Origin of the sequence: Streptomyces sp. L2 (assembly GCF_004124325.1) — a bacterium.
In the GTDB taxonomy this organism is placed as follows: Bacteria; Actinomycetota; Actinomycetes; order Streptomycetales; family Streptomycetaceae; genus Streptomyces.
Genome location: NZ_QBDT01000001.1, coordinates 6591309 through 6607676, shown reverse-complemented (window position 1 = coordinate 6607676; position 16368 = coordinate 6591309). Strand labels below are relative to the sequence as shown.

14 protein-coding genes are annotated in these 16368 nt (G+C 71.7%); 1 reads left to right on the top strand and 13 read right to left on the bottom strand.

The annotated features are described in order from the left end of the window. Window positions 1-96: 96 nt before the first annotated feature. The 10 genes from DBP14_RS29665 to DBP14_RS29615 all read right to left on the bottom strand — a co-directional run bounded on the left by DBP14_RS29665 (window position 97) and on the right by DBP14_RS29615 (window position 10752). Window positions 97-975: a Pro-rich N-terminal domain-containing protein gene (locus DBP14_RS29665; RefSeq protein ID WP_129310282.1), complete on the bottom strand. Its 879-nt coding sequence runs from the start codon at window positions 973-975 to the stop codon at window positions 97-99. A gap of 168 nt (window positions 976-1143) precedes the next feature. Then, a complete protein-coding gene (gene aroB, locus DBP14_RS29660) occupies window positions 1144-2289 on the bottom strand; it encodes a 3-dehydroquinate synthase (RefSeq protein ID WP_129310280.1) in 1146 nt (381 codons plus the stop codon). After that, entirely contained in the window at window positions 2286-2768 is a 483-nt protein-coding gene (locus DBP14_RS29655; RefSeq protein WP_129312151.1) for a shikimate kinase, read from the bottom strand. The genes aroB and DBP14_RS29655 overlap by 4 nt, the downstream gene beginning before the upstream one ends. 32 nt (window positions 2769-2800) lie before the next feature. Next, window positions 2801-3985, bottom strand: coding sequence for a chorismate synthase (gene aroC / locus DBP14_RS29650; protein WP_129310278.1), 1185 nt, complete (start codon window positions 3983-3985; stop codon window positions 2801-2803). A 174-nt stretch (window positions 3986-4159) separates the two neighbouring features. Continuing rightward, window positions 4160-4999 (bottom strand): shikimate dehydrogenase, encoded by an 840-nt coding sequence (locus tag DBP14_RS29645; RefSeq protein ID WP_129310276.1) that lies wholly within the window; start codon window positions 4997-4999, stop codon window positions 4160-4162. Further along, entirely contained in the window at window positions 4980-6665 is a 1686-nt protein-coding gene (gene mltG, locus DBP14_RS29640) for an endolytic transglycosylase MltG (protein WP_129310274.1), read from the bottom strand. Before mltG ends, DBP14_RS29645 begins: the two co-directional genes overlap by 20 nt. Before the next feature lie 122 nt (window positions 6666-6787). Further along, on the bottom strand, window positions 6788-7252 hold the full coding sequence (gene ruvX, locus DBP14_RS29630; RefSeq protein ID WP_129312150.1) for a Holliday junction resolvase RuvX: 465 nt from the start codon (window positions 7250-7252) through the stop codon (window positions 6788-6790). Between the two features lie 8 nt (window positions 7253-7260). Further along, the gene (alaS, locus tag DBP14_RS29625) at window positions 7261-9933 is read right to left on the bottom strand and encodes an alanine--tRNA ligase (RefSeq protein ID WP_129310273.1); all 2673 of its coding nucleotides are present in this window, start codon (window positions 9931-9933) and stop codon (window positions 7261-7263) included. After that, a complete protein-coding gene (locus DBP14_RS29620) occupies window positions 9933-10298 on the bottom strand; it encodes a hypothetical protein (RefSeq protein ID WP_129310271.1) in 366 nt (121 codons plus the stop codon). Before DBP14_RS29620 ends, alaS begins: the two co-directional genes overlap by 1 nt. 7 nt (window positions 10299-10305) lie before the next feature. Next, window positions 10306-10752 carry a DUF948 domain-containing protein gene (locus DBP14_RS29615; RefSeq protein ID WP_129310269.1) on the bottom strand — a complete coding sequence of 149 codons (447 nt, stop codon included), beginning with the start codon at window positions 10750-10752 and terminating at the stop codon, window positions 10306-10308. Between the two features lie 163 nt (window positions 10753-10915). Here DBP14_RS29615 and DBP14_RS29610 point away from each other — a divergent pair, with 163 nt between their 5' ends. After that, complete coding sequence (locus DBP14_RS29610) at window positions 10916-13153, top strand: regulator (protein WP_206739378.1); 2238 nt, start codon at window positions 10916-10918, stop codon at window positions 13151-13153. A gap of 22 nt (window positions 13154-13175) precedes the next feature. Here the strand turns inward: DBP14_RS29610 and rpsD are convergent, their stop codons facing one another. The 3 genes from rpsD to DBP14_RS29595 all read right to left on the bottom strand — a co-directional run bounded on the left by rpsD (window position 13176) and on the right by DBP14_RS29595 (window position 16237). After that, window positions 13176-13790, bottom strand: coding sequence for a 30S ribosomal protein S4 (gene rpsD / locus DBP14_RS29605; RefSeq protein ID WP_129310266.1), 615 nt, complete (start codon window positions 13788-13790; stop codon window positions 13176-13178). 309 nt (window positions 13791-14099) lie between these two features. Next, the gene (locus tag DBP14_RS29600) at window positions 14100-15455 is read right to left on the bottom strand and encodes a replication-associated recombination protein A (RefSeq protein WP_129310264.1); all 1356 of its coding nucleotides are present in this window, start codon (window positions 15453-15455) and stop codon (window positions 14100-14102) included. Between the two features lie 125 nt (window positions 15456-15580). Further along, entirely contained in the window at window positions 15581-16237 is a 657-nt protein-coding gene (locus DBP14_RS29595; protein WP_129310262.1) for a vitamin K epoxide reductase family protein, read from the bottom strand. Window positions 16238-16368: the final 131 nt, after the last annotated feature.

Genomic DNA, 16368 nt, shown 5'->3' with positions numbered 1-16368 from the left:
GGTATGTCGGGAGGCGAGGGAGTTGTCGCGCCCCCGCGGCGGAGCCGCACATCGATACAGCCCCGCGCCCGCGCGGCGGAGCCTTGCTTGCCCCGGTTACCAGGTCGGGGGGCTCGCTATGGCTCTGGTGAGGACCTCGTCCAGGAGGTGGGCTGTGGCGGGGATGTTCAGTTGGGAGTTGTCGATGATGGGGAGGCCCGAGCCGTACCAGCCGGCCATGCGGCCGTGGATGCGGGCCACCTCCTCGTCGGTGAGGCGGCGGTTGCCGGAGCGCTCGGCGTTGCGCTCCAGGACGATGTCGAGACCGGGGAGGAGGACGACCGGGAGCAGGCCCGGGCCCACGTGGCGTTTCCAGCCGCCGAGGCCGACGACCGGGCGGTCCGGGAAGACGGCGTCGTCGAGGATGCAGGAGATCCCGTTGGCCAGGAAGTTCCGGGCGGCGAAACCGCAGGTCCGGCGGGCCAGGCGGTACTGGGCCTCGGAGTGGTCGTTCCAGCCGGACTGGGGGTCGGCGAAGCCGGAGCGGACCCATTCGCGGACGTCGTCGAGGCTGATGTGGGCGGTCGGGACCCGGCGGTGCTCCGCCCAGTACTTCGCCACGCTGGTCTTGCCCGCGCCCGCCGGGCCGATCAGCAGGACGGCCAGCGTGGTGGTCGTGGGATCGGGGACGGCGGCCGCGGCCGGCGGTGCGGCGGGGATGCCGACGGGGCCGCCGGGCGGCAGCGGAACGTGCCCGGTGGTGTCGGGCGGCGGCGGCATGGAGGCGTGCCGCGTGCCCGGGGCCGGCGCCGGAGGGTGCTGTGCCGGGGGTTGCGCGGGTGCGGGTGGGACGGATCCGGGGGACACTGCGGGGCCCGGCCCGGCCGGCGGGACCGCCGGATGGGCTCCCGGGTGGTGGGCGGACGACGCCCAGGCGGCGTGTGGTCCGTGCCCCGGCTGGTGGGGCGGCAGCGGAGACCCCACTGCGTGCTGCATCCGTTGCCACTCCGTCTCGTACACAACTACTGGCGTCGGCCGCGGGTTCGTGTCCCGCTCGACACCGAACGGTACCGCCCCCGGCCGTCGTTTGGTGAAACGACCGGGGGCGGTCCGAAGTGCCCGGTCCGCGAGGGAGTTTCGGGCGACGGCTGTGGCGGGCCGGTGCTACTGGCCGACCTCGCCGTAGGCGGCGAGCAGGACGGCGGGGTCCGGGCCCTCCAGGACGGTGGGTTTGGCGAGTCCGTCGAGGACGATGAAGCGCAGCAGGTCACCGCGGGACTTCTTGTCGACCTTCATGGTCTCCAGGAGCTTGGGCCATTGGTCGTGGCGGTAGTGCAGGGGCAGGCCGACCGCTTCGAGGACCGTGCGGTGGCGGTCCGCGGTCGCGTCGTCCAGTCGGCCCGCCAGGCGGCCGAGTTCGGCGGCGAAGTGCATGCCGACGGCGACGGCCGCGCCGTGCCGCCACTTGTAGCGCTCGTTCTTCTCAATGGCGTGGCCGAGCGTGTGGCCGTAGTTGAGGATCTCCCTGAGGCCCGACTCCTTCAGATCGGAGGAGACGACCTCGGCCTTCACCCGGATCGAGCGTTCGATCAGCTCGGCGGTGTGCGGGCCCGCGGGGGTGCGGGCGGCCTCGGGGTCGGACTCGATGAGGTCGAGGATCACCGGGTCGGCGATGAAGCCGGCCTTGATGACCTCGGCGAGCCCGGAGACGTAGTCGTTGACGGGCAGGGAGTCCAGCGCGGCGAGGTCGCACAGCACGCCGGCCGGCGGGTGGAAGGCGCCCACGAGGTTTTTGCCCTCGGCGGTGTTGATGCCGGTCTTGCCGCCGACGGCCGCGTCGACCATGGCGAGGACGGTGGTGGGGATGGCGATCCAGCGGACCCCGCGCAGCCAGGTCGCGGCCACGAACCCGGCGAGGTCGGTGGTGGCGCCGCCGCCGACGCCGACGATGACGTCGGTGCGGGTGAAGCCGGACTGGCCGAGCGCCTTCCAGCAGTAGGCGGCGACCTCGGCGGTCTTGGCGTCCTCGGCGTTGGGCACCTGGATGGCGACGGCCTCGTAGCCCTGGCCGGCCAGGTCGGCGCGGAGCGCGTCCCCGGTCTCGGCCAGCGCCTCGGGGTGGATCACCGCGACCCTTTGGACATCACTGCGGCGCGAAGCGCCTCCGTTGAGGGCGGTGGTGGGAGACGGGTGGGCTTTCTGCCCGATCAACCCGCCCAGCTCGCCGAGGAGTTGACGGCCCACCAGCACCTCGTAGGGGTCGGTGCCCGCGCTGCCGGCGATCTGGATGCGGGTGACTGACTCGCTCATGCTTCCTTCAACTCCAAGGCGTCCAGCGCCGCTTCGGTGACTTCTTCCGGCGTACGGCCGTCCGTCGCCACGACGGCCGTGGCGACCTCCTCGTACAGGTGCCGGCGTGCCTCCATCAGCTCGCGCCACTGCTTGCGCGGGTTGACGGCGAGCAGCGGGCGGGCCACGTTCAGGCCGGTGCGCCGGACGGCTTCCTCGACGTCCATCGACAGGTAGACGACCCGGTGCCCGGCGAGCAGGCCGCGCGTGTCGGCGTCGAGGATCGCGCCGCCGCCGAGCGCGAGGACGCCCGCGTGCTCGGCGAGCGCGGTGCGTACCGCCCGCTTCTCGATCGCGCGGAAGGCGGGCTCGCCGTCGTCGACGAAGATCTCGGCGATCGTGCGGTCCTCTGCGGTGACGATGTCGTCGTCGGTGTCGCGGTAGCCGACGCCGAGGCGTTCGGCGAGCAGCCGGCCGACGGTGGACTTGCCCACACCCATCGGGCCGACGAGGACGACAGCGGGCACGGCGCTCACCGGATCGACAGGTTGTCGAGGTAGGACCGGACGTTGCGGCGGGTCTCCGGGACGGAGTCGCCGCCGAACTTCTCCGCGACCGCGTCCGCCAGGACGAGCGCCACCATGGCCTCGGCGACGATACCGGCCGCCGGGACCGCGGAGACGTCGGAACGCTGGTGGTGGGCCTGCGCCTCCTCGCCCGTGGTGACGTCCACCGTCCGCAGCGCGCGCGGCACGGTCGCGATCGGCTTCATCGCCGCCCGCACCCGCAGCAGCTCACCGGTGGACAGACCGCCCTCGGTGCCACCCGCACGGCCGGAGACACGCCGGATGCCCTCGGGCGTGTTCACGATCTCGTCGTGCGCCTTCGAGCCCGGCACCCGGGCCAGCTCGAAACCGTCACCGATCTCCACGCCCTTGATCGCCTGGATACCCATCAGGGCACCGGCGAGCCGGGCGTCCAGCTTGCGGTCCCAGTGCACGTGCGAGCCGAGACCGACCGGGACGCCGTAGGCGAGGACCTCGACCACACCACCGAGGGTGTCACCGTCCTTGTGGGCCTGGTCGACCTCCGCGACCATCGCCTTCGAGGTGTCCGCGTCCAGGCAGCGCAGCGGATCCGCGTCCAGCCGCTCCACGTCCGCCGGGGTGGGCAGCACGCCCTGCGGGGCCCTCACCGAGCACAGCTCGACGACGTGGGAGACGATCTCGATGCCGGCCGTCTCCTTGAGGTAGGAGCGGGCGACCGCGCCGAGCGCGACGCGGGCGGCGGTCTCGCGGGCGGAGGCGCGCTCCAGGATCGGGCGGGCCTCGTCGAAGCCGTACTTCTGCATGCCCGCCAGGTCGGCGTGGCCGGGGCGGGGGCGGGTCAGCGGAGCGTTACGGGCCAGACCGCCGAGGATCTCGGCGTCGACCGGATCGGCCGCCATGACCTGCTCCCACTTGGGCCACTCGGTGTTGCCCACCATGACCGCGACCGGGGAGCCGAGGGTGAGGCCGTGCCGGACACCGCCGAGGAAGGTGACCTCGTCGCGCTCGAACTTCATGCGCGCACCGCGGCCGTAGCCGAGCCGCCGCCGCGCCAGGTGGTCCGCCACCATCTCCGTGGTGATCGGCACGCCGGCCGGGAGGCCCTCCAGCGTCGCGACGAGTGCGGGACCGTGGGACTCCCCCGCGGTCAGCCAACGCAGCCTGCTCAACGGTGCTCCTCCATGCTCGCGCCCTGGTACTGCCCTGCGCGCGTGTCCTCGCGCGCGGCGACGGCCTGACCGGGTGCGCGGCCCCGGTCCGCCTCCCTACGATCCTCCCACGTCCGGGCGCCGGATCCGGCCGACGGTCCAGCAGGCGGACGCGCGCCCACGCGGGCACCGGGGTCAGCGGGCGGCGAGCGCCTCCTCCCCGGCGTGCCGCATGGCGTCCAGCGGAGCCGGAGCCCTGCCGGTCATCTGTTCGACCTGGAGGACGGCCTGGTGCACCAGCAGGTCGAGGCCGCTGACGACGGCCCCGCCGAACATGGACCAGCGGGCGGCCAGCTCGGTCGGCCAGGGGTCGTAGAGCACGTCGAACAGGGTGGTGGGCCGCTCCGGCACGGCGACGGCGAGGGCGTCGGTGGTTCCGGCGGGGGTGGTGGCGATCACCAGCGGGGCGCCGAGCGCCTGCTCGGCGTCCGACCAGTGGGCCGTACGGACGTCGACGTCGAGGCGTTCGCCCCAGCGGCGCATCTCGGCGGCGCGGGCCTCGCTGCGGACGTAGGCGACGACCTCGCCGGTGCAGACCCGGGCGAGGGCGGCGAGCGCGGAGGAGGCGGTGGCGCCGGCGCCGAGGATCGCGGCGGACTCGACCTGCTCGATGCCGTGCTCGCGCAGGGCGGCCACCATGCCGGGGATGTCGGTATTGTCGCCGAGGCGGCGGCCGTCCTCGGTGAGGACCACGGTGTTGACGGCGTCGACGGAGGCGGCCGTCGGGCTGATCTCGTCGAGCAGCGGGATGACCGCCCGCTTCAGCGGCATGGTCAGCGACAGCCCCGCCCACTCGGGCCCCAGCTTCCCGAAGAAGCCGGGCAGCGCGTCCTCGTCGGTCTCGAAGCGGTCGTACGACCACTCGGTGAGCCCGAGCGCGTCGTACGCGGCCCGGTGCAGGACCGGCGAGAGGGAGTGGGCGATGGGCTTACCGAGCACGGCGGCCCGGCGGGCGTCAGTTGCCCGAGCTGGCATTGAACTTTTCCTTGAGTCGCAGGAACTCGGCATTCGTCTTGGCGAATTCGGTGTTGTTCGTCCCGTCGGTCGCCACGAAGTACAGCCAGCCGTCGTGCGTCGGGTTCAGTGCCGCCTTCAGCGCGTCCTCGCCGGGATTTCCGATCGGACCGGGCGGCAGCCCCTTGTGGGTGTACGTGTTGTACGGGCTGTGGTTGCTGTTGATCTCCTTCTCGGAGATGTGGATGTGGCTCGTGCCCTTGGCGTAGTTGTACGTCGAGTCGAACTGCAGCAGCTGGTACGTCTCGTGGTTCGAGGGGCTCAGCCGGTTGTAGACCACCTCCGCCATCTTGCGGAAGTCGTCGTGCGTCTTGCCCTCGGCCTGGACCAGGCTGGCGACGGTGACGAGCTCGAAGGCGTTGTGCAGACCGAGCGCCTTGGCCTTCGCCTGGAGGCCGTAGGCGGTGTACTTCTGCTTGGCCTGACCGACCATCTGTTTCAGGATCGCGCCGGGCTTCATGCCCTTGGCGGCCGGATAGGTGCCCGGCCACAGGAATCCCTCCAGCGGGTCCTTGATGTCGCTGCTGTTCTCCACCCAGTCGGGCAGACCGAGATCCTTGTATTCCTTCTCGGCGGCCTTCTTCGTGGTGCCGGAGGACAGTTCGAGCTGTTTGTCGATGGCCTGGTAGACGGCGGAATTGCGCTCGCCCGGTTTCACCAGAACATTGCTCTGCGTCTTCGGGTCGAGCATCAGGAGGACGGCGCTGGCGGCGGACATCTGCTTGCGCATCAGATAGGCGCCGGCCTGGATGCTGTCGCCCTTGTTGTTCTGCGACTGGGCGTGCACGAAGGCGTCGACGCTCTTGACGACCCCGGCCTCCTTCAGCCGGCGCCCGATCTCCCAGCCGCCGGCTCCCTTGGGGATCTCGACGGTGACCTTCTCGTCGATGCCGTCGCCCACGTAGTCCGGGGCCGGGGCGAAACGGTTCTGGTAGTAGCGGTAGCCGAAGTAGCCGACGCCGGCCAGGCCGCCGCCGAAGACCATGACGACCACCATGCAGGCGCAGCCGGTGCGCCGCTTCTTGCCCTTGACCGGTTTGCGGCCCTTGCCGCGCCGTTCGCGCCGGCTCTGGAGTTCGTGCTCCTCGTCGTCCGCGCCGTCCGTGCCGCCGCCGCCGGCGAAGAAGGCGTGCTCCTCCTCGTCGGGGCCGGCGCCCGGGCCGGCACCGGGCGTCGCACTCGGTCCGGGTTCCGGTTCGAGTTCGGGTTCGGGTTCGGGACGCCTGCGGCCGGGCGGCTCCGGGGGCGGGTAGGCGTCCTCGGTGCCGTAGAAGTCGGGCTGCTGGGCGCCGTAGGCCATGGGCTGCTGGCCGTAGGGGTCACCGGGGTCGGCGGCGTACGGGACGTGGCCGTGGGTGCCGGTCGCGTCCCAGCCGCCCTGGTACTGGGGCTGGGCGTGACCGGCGTACTGCGGGTCGTACTGCGGCTGGCCCTGCGTGTCGTAGTACGGGTACTGCTGCCGGCCCTGCGTCCAGTCGCCGTGCTGCGGCTGCTGCGGATACTGCTGCTGGCCGCCGTAGGCAGACTGGCCGGCGTGCGCCTGCTGCCCTTCCCATCCGCCGTCCCCGTACAACGGGTCCTCCGGATGCCACGGTTCGGAGCCTGGGCCCCGGCCATACTCAGTCATCGATCCCCTAGAGCCGCGAGGCCGACGGTCGCGCGGCCCGGGCCGGCTTGCGTTCCGCCTCATTTGCTGTGCGGTGGCTGTTCGAACACCGCCGCATCGCGCGGAACGTTACCGTATCGCGATCAGATGACCACTTCGACGCCCTCGCCGGGTGGTTTACCTGACACCCGTTCGGATTCCAGGGCCTGCTGCAGGATGATGACGGCCGCCGCCTGGTCGATGACGGAGCGTCCCTTCTTGGACTTCACGCCGGAGGCCCGCAGCCCCTGGCTCGCCGTGACGGTCGTCATCCGCTCGTCGACCAGGCGGACGGGCACCGGCTTGATGCCCTTGGCCAGTTCCTGGGCGAAGGCGCGGACCTTCACGGCGGCCGGCCCCTCGCCCCCCTTGAGGGAGCGGGGGAGGCCGACGACGACCTCGATCGGTTCGTACTCCGCCACCAGCTGGCGCAGCCGGCGGTGGGCGGCCGGGACGTCCCGGCCGGGGACCGTCTCCACCGGGGTGGCGAGGATCCCATCGGGGTCGCACGAGGCGACCCCGATCCGGGCGTCCCCGACGTCGATCGCGAGCCTGCGGCCTCTGCGCATCAAAGAGGTCACTTGGCCGTGTCCGCCACGAGCCGCTCGACGGCGTCGACGGCCTCGCCGACGGCGGCCGGGTTCTGGCCGCCGCCCTGGGCGACGTCCGGCTTGCCGCCGCCACCGCCGCCGAGGGACTTGGCGGCCGTGCGGACCAGGTCACCGGCCTTCAGGCCGCGCTCGCGGGCGGCCTCGTTGGTGGCGATGACCGTGAGCGGCTTGCCGTTGTTGACCGTGAACAGGGCCACGACGGCGGCCCGGCCGCCCTGGATGCGGCCGCGCACGTCCAGCACCAGCTTGCGCAGGTCGTCCGGGGTGGTGCCGTCCGGGACCTGCCCGGTCACCACGGCGACACCGCGCACGTCCCGGGCGGACTCGGCGAGACCGGAGGCGGCCTGCAGCACCTTCTCGGCGCGGAACTTCTCGATCTCCTTCTCGGCGTCCTTGAGCTTGCCGAGCATGGCGGAGACCTTCTCCGGGAGCTCCTCCGGGCGGCCCTTGACCAGCTCCTGGAGCTGGGCGACGACCGTGTGCTCACGGGCGAGGAAGTTGTAGGCGTCGACCCCGACCAGGGCCTCGATACGGCGCACACCCGAGCCGATGGAGGACTCGCCGAGCAGCTTCACCAGACCCAGCTGGGCGGTGTTGTGCACGTGCGTGCCGCCGCACAGCTCCTTGGAGAAGTCGCCGATGGTCACCACGCGGACCCGCTCGCCGTACTTCTCGCCGAACTCGGCGATGGCGCCCTGCTTCTTGGCCTCGTCGATGCCCATGACCTCGGCGTGCACGTCCAGGTCGCGGGCGAGCACCTCGTTGATCTTCTGCTCGACGTCGGTCATCACGGCCGTCGGGACGGCGGACGGGGAGCCGAAGTCGAAGCGGAAGCGGCCGGGCTGGTTCTCGGAACCGGCCTGGGCGGCCGTCGGGCCGAGGGCGTCGCGCAGGGCCTGGTGGGTGAGGTGGGTGGCCGAGTGGGCGCGGGCGATGGCCTTGCGGCGGCGGTGGTCGATGGCGGCGTGGGCCTTGGCGCCCACCGTCACCTCGCCGACCTGGACGACGCCCTTGTGGACGTAGACGCCCGGCACCGGCTTCTGGCAGTCGCGGACCTCGATGACGGCACCGGAGTCGACCCTGATGCGGCCGGTGTCGCCGATCTGGCCGCCGCCCTCGGCGTAGAACGGGGTGCGGTCCAGGACGACCTCGACCTCGTCGCCCTCGGTGGCGGCGGGCGAGGAGAGGCCGTCGACGAGGAGCCCGACGATCGTGGACTCGCCCTCGGTGCCGTCGTAGCCGATGAACTCGGTCTCACCGGCGGTGTCGGCGATCTCGCGGTAGGCGCCGAGGTCGGCGTGGCCGGTCTTCTTGGCCCGGGCGTCGGCCTTGGCGCGCTCCCGCTGCTCCTTCATCAGGCGCCGGAAGCCGTCCTCGTCGACGGAGAGGCCCTGTTCGGCGGCCATCTCCAGGGTGAGGTCGATCGGGAAGCCCCAGGTGTCGTGGAGCAGGAAGGCCTTGTCGCCGGCGAGGACGGTGCCGCCGGACTGCTTGGTCTCGGTGACGGCGGTGTCGAGGATGTTGGTGCCGGCCTTCAGCGTCTTCAGGAAGGCGTTCTCCTCGGCGAGGGCGACCTTCTCGATGCGCTCGCGGTCGGTGATCAGCTCCGGGTACTGCTGGCCCATCATCGCGATGACGACGTCGATCAGGTCCTTGACGACCGGGCCGGTGGCGCCGAGCAGCCGCATGTTGCGGATGGCACGGCGCATGATGCGGCGCAGCACGTAGCCGCGGCCCTCGTTGCCGGGGGTGACGCCGTCGCCGATGAGCATGACGGCGGTGCGGATGTGGTCGGTGACCACGCGCAGGGAGACGTCCGTGCCGTGGGCGTCGCCGTAGGCCACGCCGGTCAGCTCGGTGGCCTTGTCGATCACGGCCATGGAGGTGTCGATCTCGTACATGTTCTGCACGCCCTGCAGAATCATGGCGAGGCGCTCCAGGCCGAGGCCGGTGTCGATGTTCTTGCTCGGCAGGTCCCCGAGGATCTCGAAGTCCTCCTTGGAGGTGCCCTGGCCGCGCTCGTACTGCATGAAGACCAGGTTCCAGATCTCCACGTAGCGCTCGTCGTTGACGGCGGGGCCGCCCTCGACACCGAACTCCGGACCGCGGTCGTAGTTGATCTCGGAGCAGGGGCCGCAGGGGCCGGGGACGCCCATGGACCAGAAGTTGTCCTTCTTGCCCAGGCGCTGGATGCGCTCCTTGGGCACGCCGACGACCTCGTGCCAGATCCGCTCGGCCTCGTCGTCGTCCAGGTAGACGGTGACCCACAGACGCTCGGGGTCGAGGCCGTAACCGCCCTTGTCCTGGGGGCTGGTGAGCAGCTCCCAGGCCAGCTTGACGGCGCCTTCCTTGAAGTAGTCGCCGAAGGAGAAGTTGCCGCACATCTGGAAGAACGTGCCGTGCCGGGTGGTCTTGCCGACCTCCTCGATGTCCGGCGTGCGCACGCACTTCTGGACGCTGGTGGCACGGTCGAACTGCGGCTTGACCTCGCCGAGGAAGTACGGCTTGAAGGGCACCATGCCGGCGTTGACCAGCAGCAGAGTCGGGTCGTCCGCGATGAGCGACGCCGAAGGCACGACGGTGTGCCCGCGCTCCTCGAAGAAGCTCAGCCAGCGGCGGCGGATCTCAGCCGACTCCATCAGTGGTCCTCATTCCGGTTGTACGAGTACGTCGGGTTCTCGATGTACTGCGGGTTCTCGATGTACTGGGGGGTGCTGCGGTTGTTCTCGATGGCGGGGTGCCGCTGGGGCGAGACGAGGCCGGGCTGCGCGTCGATGCCGAGCGCCTCGCTCAGCTCCGCCTCCCGCTGCGCCATGTTGTCGCGGACGTCGAGCGCGAAGCCGACCGCCCGGTCCTTCAGGCGGTGACCGGTCTCCAGGGCCTTGTTGGCCGCGGTGGCGGCAAGGCCCTCGGGCGTCAGCTGCCTCAGCTTGCGGTTGACCTTGGTGGTGGCCCAGACACCGGCGGCGACGCCCGTGCTGAACCAGAACGTACGGCGGAACATCCCTGACCTAGTCCTTCTTCCCGCGCCTGCTCCGCCGCGCGGCCGGGACGGTCCGGCCCACGATCACGGTACGCCCCGGCGCCTTGGCGGGCACGTCCTCCTTGCGGCCGCCCAGGGCCCGCCGGACGCCGTAGCCGAAGGCCGCGACCTTCACCAGGGGGCCGCCGAAGGTGGAGGCCACGGTGGTCGAGAGCGCGGAGGCGTTGGAGGTGACCTCCTGCACGTCCGAGGCGATCGCGTCGACCCGGTCGATCTGGGTCTGCGCGGACCGCACGGCCGCGGAGGCGTCGGCGAGCAGCGGGACGGCCTGGTCGGTCACGTCCGCCACGAGCTTGGTGGTCGCCCTGAGCGTCTGGGCCAGCCTCGCGAGCGCCACCGCGAGGAAGGAGACCAGGATCGCCCAGAAGACGGCCACCAGGATCCCGGCCACCTCACCACCGGACACTGTGCGCACCCGCTCTCTGAAACGTGTTCTGAGCTTCGGAACCTTGAAAATGCAGTGCCCCGAGCCTATCGCGCCACACCCGGCGCTCCGTACCGGATTACGGCCGGTGGACGGCTCACGCCGGAAGCAGCGATTGTACGGACTGAACACAGTTCAGTACGCTCCGTGTCCTATGCGAGATCCTCAGCGCCCCGGTCCCTCGGCGGACGGTGGTCTCCCCCTGGAACTCACCGCTTTCGTCGGGCGATCGGCCGAGGTCGCCGCGCTCGCCGGGGCCCTGGACAACGCGCGGCTGGTCACCCTGACCGGGGCCGGCGGCATCGGGAAGTCGCGGCTGGCGGCGCGGGCCGCGGCGCCCGACGGGGTGTGGGTCGAGCTGGCGCCGGTGAGGGACCCGCGGTTCGTGCCGTACGCCGTGGTGGAGGCGCTGGGGCTGACCGACCACACCACACGGCCGCCCCTGCGGACCCTGCTGGACCATCTCGCGGGCCGCCGGGCGCTGCTGGTGCTGGACGGGTTCGAGCATCTGGCGCGGGCCTGTGCCGAGCTGGTCGTGGACCTGCTGCGCGGACTGCCGGGGCTGCGGGTGCTGGCGGTGGGGCGGCGGCCGCTGGGTCTGGCGGGCGAGCGGCTGTTCCCGCTGGCACCGCTCGGCGCGGACGAGGCGGTGGAGCTGTTCGCCGACCGGGCCCGGCAGCAGGGGGTGGAGGTGCGGGACTGCCCGCAGGTGCGGGAGCTGTGCGGCCGGCTGGAGGGCATCCCGCTGGCTCTCGAACTGGCCGCGGGACGGCTGCGGGCGCTGTCCCCGGGGCAGTTGCTGGAGCGGCTGGACGACCGGTTCCGGCTGCTGACCGGCGCCCGGGACGCGTCCCCGGGCCCGGCGCCGTACCCGGTCCCGGGCGGGCCGCCGCCCCGGCACCACGCGCTGCGGACGACGATCGGCTGGAGCCACGAGCTGTGCACGCCCGCCGAGCGGCTGCTGTGGGCGCGGCTGTCGGTGTTCGCGGGGACCTTCGACCTGGAGGCGGCCGAGTACGTGTGCAGCGGCGACGGGCTGCCGGCGGACGACGTCCTCGACGTGCTGTCCGAGCTGCTCGCGCAGTCGGTGCTCTGGCGCGAGGAGACCCCGGCGGGCTCCCGCTTCCGGATGCTCGACACCGTCCGGGAGTACGGCGCCGAGTGGCTGGCGGCGACCGGGGACGCGGGGCGGCTGCGCCGGCGGCACCGGGACTGGTTCCTCGGCCTGGCGACCTGGTGCGAGCTGGACTGGTTCTCGCCGCGGCAGCGGGAGGTGGCCGCCCGGGTCGAGGCGGAGCTGCCGAATCTGCGCACGGCCCTGGAGTTCTGTCTGAGCGAGCCGGACGAGGCGCACCTCGGTCAGTATCTGGCGGGCTCTCTGTGGTTCTGCTGGGCGGGCTGCGGGCGGCTGTCGGAGGGGCGGCGCTGGCTGGAGCGCAGCGTGGAGCTGGACTCGGCGTACGAGCAGTCCCGGCTGAAGGCGCTGTGGGTGCTCGGCTACGTGGCGATCCTGCAGGGCGACACGGTGCCGGCGCTGGCCGCGCTGCGGGAGTGCCGGGAGCAGGCCGAGCGGGCCGGGGACGCGACGGCCGTGGCGTACGCGGAGCACCGCACGGGCTGTCTGGCGCTGGTCACGGACGACATGGAGCGTGCGGAAACGCTGCTGCGCTCGGCGCTGGAGCGGTACCAGGAGATCGGCGAGCTCAACTCCAACGTCCTGATGGGGCAGGTCGAGCTGGCGATGGCGCGGGCCTTCCAGGGGGACCTGCCGGAGGCGGTGCGGCTGTGCGAGGACGTGCGCCGGGTGTGCGAGGACCACGGGGAGCGGTGGGCGCGGTCGTACGCCCTGTACGTGCTGGCGTACGCGGCCTGGCAGGGCGGTGATCCGGTGACCGCGCGGAAGTTGCTGGCGGACTGCCTGGAGCACGCGCACGCCTTCCACGACCTGCTCGGCTCGGTGCTGACGATCGAGCTGCTGGCCCTGGTGACGGTGACGCAGGGCGATCCGGCGGAGGCGGCGGTGCTGCAGGGCGCGGCGGAGCGGCTGTGGCCCTCGGTGGGGCTGCCGCTGTTCGGTTCCGCGTACTACAACGCGCCGCACGAGCTGTGCGCGACGGCGGCCCGCGAGGCCCTGGGGGACGCGCGGTACGGGGAGTGCCTGAAGGAGGGCGCCTCGCTGGACCGCCGGGCGGCGGTGGCCCGGGCGCTGGGGCACGGTGGCGTACGGCCGCCGCGGAGGCTGCCGTCGCCGCGGGGGCCGGTGCCGCCGGGCGGTGGCGAGGGGCCCGGGGAGCCCGGCGTCACGGGCGGCGAGTCCGGCGCGGGCGGGGACGCGGGGAAACGCGAACCCGCCGCCTCGCCCGCCCGGAAGGGCGGGGAGACGGCGGGCTGAGAGTCTTACGCCGGGACCGGGGTCAGCGGGCGTAGTACTCGACGACGAGCTGCTCGTCGCAGATGACCGGAACTTCCTTGCGGTTCGGCTCGCGGTCCAGGCGGAACGCCAGGGCCTTGAGGTTCACCTGCAGGTAGCGCGGGGTCTCGCCGTCGGGGGCGAAGCCACCCTCGCGGGCGATCTGGAAGAGCGTCTTGTCCTTGGAGCGGTCGCGGACCTGCACGACGTCGTCCGGGCGGACGCGGAAGGACGGCTTGTCGACCTTCTGGCCGTTGACCTGGATGTGGCCGTGGACGACCATCTGGCGGGCCTGGTAGATCGTGCGGGCGATGCCCGAACGCAGGACCAGCGCGTCGAGGCGGCGCTCCAGCTCGACGATCAGGGCCTCACCGGTCTTGCCCTGGACCTTGGACGCACGGTCGTAGGCGCGGACCAGCTGGCGCTCGGAGATGTCGTACTGCGCGCGCAGACGCTGCTTCTCCAGCAGACGGACCTTGTAGTCCGAGTTCTGCTTGCGGCCGCGGCCGTGCTCACCCGGCGGGTAGGGGCGGGCCTCGAAGTACTTGACGGCCTTCGGGGTCAGCGCGATGCCGAGGGCACGCGACTTCTTGACCTTGGGACGGGACTGGTTAGCCACTGTCTTTCGTCTCTTTTCTCAGTTTCGGCTTGTCAGTGGTTCTCGGGAGGTCGCATCCGCAGCCGGGGAAACCCTCCGGGTCCGTTGCCGGGCCTGGCGGGCAGCCGCTCCCCTGGTCTGGGCACATACGTGCAGCACGCGAGTGGCCCACCGACCGCTCCCGGGGACCCGGGTGGTGGTGGGCTGCCCGCGACACCGATCGACGGTGCGCGACGCTCCTGGAGCCAGGCCCCTGAGGGCCGGGTCTCCGGCTGGCTCTCCCGCTCTGACAGCACGGGAGTCAGCACTTCGGCGAAGTCTACAGGGCGCTCAGGACCGCTTGCGACCGAGGTGTGTCCTGGTCCACTCCACCGCGTCCGCGTACCGCGCCTCGGCGCCGTGCCGGGTCGGGGTGTAGTAGGCGCGGTCCTTCAGGGCGTCCGGGGCGTACTGCTGCTCGGCGATGCCCTCGGGCAGGTCGTGCGGGTACACGTACCCCTGGCCGTGGCCGAGTTTGGCGGCGCCCTTGTAGTGGCTGTCGCGCAGATGCCCGGGGACCGGTCCGGCCAGGCCCTTGCGCACGTCGTCGAGGGCGGCGCCGATCGCGGTGGTGGCGGAGTTGGACTTGGGGGCGAGGGCCAGGGCGATGGTGGCGTGGCTGAGGGTGAGCGCGGCCTCCGGAAAACCGATCATGGCGACGGCCTGGGCGGCGGCGACGGCGATCGGCAGCGCGTTCGGGTCGGCGAGGCCGATGTCCTCGCTGGCGGAGATCATCAGGCGGCGGGCGATGAAGCGGGGGTCCTCGCCGGCCTCGATCATCCGGGCCAGGTAGTGCAGCGCGGCGTCGACGTCCGAGCCTCTGATGGATTTGATCAGGGCGCTGGCGACGTCGTAGTGCTGGTCGCCGTCGCGGTCGTACTTCACCGCGGCCCGGTCGACCGTCTCCTCCAGGGTGGTCAGGGCGATCTCGCTCTCGCCCTTGTCGAGGGCGGCCCCGGCGGCGGCCTCCAGGGCGGTGAGGGCGCGGCGGGCGTCGCCGCCGGCGATCCGCAGGAAGTGTTCCTCGGTGTCCTCGGGCAGGGAGACGGCGCCCTTGAGGCCGCGCTCGTCGTCCAGCGCCCGGCGCAGCAGGCCCCGGACGTCGTCGTCGGTGAGGGGTTCCAGGGTGAGCAGCAGGGAGCGGGAGAGCAGCGGGGAGATCACCGAGAAGTACGGGTTCTCCGTGGTGGCCGCGATCAGGGTGACCCAGCGGTTCTCGACGGCCGGGAGCAGAGAGTCCTGCTGGGCCTTGCTGAAGCGGTGGATCTCATCGAGGAAGAGGACGGTCTCCTTGCCGTAGCCGCCGGTGGCGCGGCGGGCGCCGTCGATGACGGCCCGGACCTCCTTGACGCCGGCGGTGATCGCGGACAGCTCCACGAACCGCTTGTTGGTGGCCTTGGAGACGACGTACGCCAACGTCGTCTTGCCGGTGCCGGGAGGGCCCCAGAGGATCACCGAGGAGGGGCCGGCGGGGCCGCCGGAACCCTCGCCGACGAGCCGGCGCAGGGGCGAGCCGGGTTTGAGGAGGTGCTGCTGGCCCACGACCTCGTCGAGGGTGCGCGGGCGCATGCGCACCGCCAGGGGGCTGCCTGCCGGGTCCTTCTCCTGGCGATCTTCCGCCGCGGCGGTGAAGAGGTCGGGTTCCACGCTGAAACCCTAAGACACGGCACTGACAGTCCGGCCGGCGCCTGGGTGGGCGTCAGCCGGCCCTGAAGGGCGTCAGCCGGTCCGGAAGACCGGTCATGAAGAACGTCAGCCCAGTCGTGCAGGCGTCAGCTGGTCCAGAAGTCCCACCAGCGGGTCAGCACCAGCATGCCGATCACGCCGGTGTGCAGCACGGGCAGCACCCAGGTGAACTCGTCGAGGAAGGACTTCAGCCAGCGGGGGGCGGGCAGGAAGCCGTTGCGGACGTTGAACGAGGTGACGTACCAGAACATGGTGAGGGTGGCGACCCAGGCCAGGCAGCACCACAGGCACAGCGCGTTGATCCGGTACAGGGACTGGAACTGCAGCCAGCAGCAGAAGCCGGCGCCGAAGAGCGTGCCGAAGTTGAAGGTGAGCCAGTACCAGCGGGGGAAGCGGGCGCGGGTCAGCAGGCTCATGCCGACGCAGACGACGATGCCGTAGCAGACCAGGCCGAGCATCGGGTTGGGGAAGCCGAAGACGCTCGCCTGCTTGCTCTGCATGACGCTGCCGCAGGACACGATCGGGTTGAGGCTGCAGCCCGGGGTGAAGGTCTTCCCCGCGATCTTGGCGTTGAGGATCTTGAACTCGTCGTTCGTGATGACCCACGCGGCGAGCAGTCCGGCCGCGCCGGTGATCACCAGCAGGAGGGCGAGCGCACGGCTGGTGCCCACCGCGCCGGGTGCGTCGGCGGCACGCTCGGGCCCGGGTTCCGCGGAGACGTCTGTCACTGTCGTCTTGCTCATCACGCCGATCCGTCGCTTGAGAGTTGGACCTTCTTCGGGCAGGGGTCATTGTGCCGCACCCCCCTGTGTGTCCACTGTTCGGTGGACACAACGAAGTACGCACGGGGGTCCCGGACCGTTCGGTTCTGGCC

Bases quoted from the DNA above. Each gene is read 5' to 3' on its own strand.
- DBP14_RS29665 (WP_129310282.1), bottom strand. From the start codon at position 975: ATGCAGCACGCAGTGGGGTCTCCGCTGCCGCCCCACCAGCCGGGGCAC.
- aroB (WP_129310280.1), bottom strand. From the start codon at position 2,289: ATGAGCGAGTCAGTCACCCGCATCCAGATCGCCGGCAGCGCGGGCACC.
- DBP14_RS29655 (WP_129312151.1), bottom strand. From the start codon at position 2,768: ATGGGTGTGGGCAAGTCCACCGTCGGCCGGCTGCTCGCCGAACGCCTC.
- DBP14_RS29645 (WP_129310276.1), bottom strand. From the start codon at position 4,999: ATGCCAGCTCGGGCAACTGACGCCCGCCGGGCCGCCGTGCTCGGTAAG.
- mltG (WP_129310274.1), bottom strand. From the start codon at position 6,665: ATGACTGAGTATGGCCGGGGCCCAGGCTCCGAACCGTGGCATCCGGAG.
- ruvX (WP_129312150.1), bottom strand. From the start codon at position 7,252: ATGCGCAGAGGCCGCAGGCTCGCGATCGACGTCGGGGACGCCCGGATC.
- alaS (WP_129310273.1), bottom strand. From the start codon at position 9,933: ATGGAGTCGGCTGAGATCCGCCGCCGCTGGCTGAGCTTCTTCGAGGAG.
- DBP14_RS29620 (WP_129310271.1), bottom strand. From the start codon at position 10,298: ATGTTCCGCCGTACGTTCTGGTTCAGCACGGGCGTCGCCGCCGGTGTC.
- DBP14_RS29610 (WP_206739378.1), top strand. From the start codon at position 10,916: ATGCGAGATCCTCAGCGCCCCGGTCCCTCGGCGGACGGTGGTCTCCCC.
- DBP14_RS29595 (WP_129310262.1), bottom strand. From the start codon at position 16,237: ATGAGCAAGACGACAGTGACAGACGTCTCCGCGGAACCCGGGCCCGAG.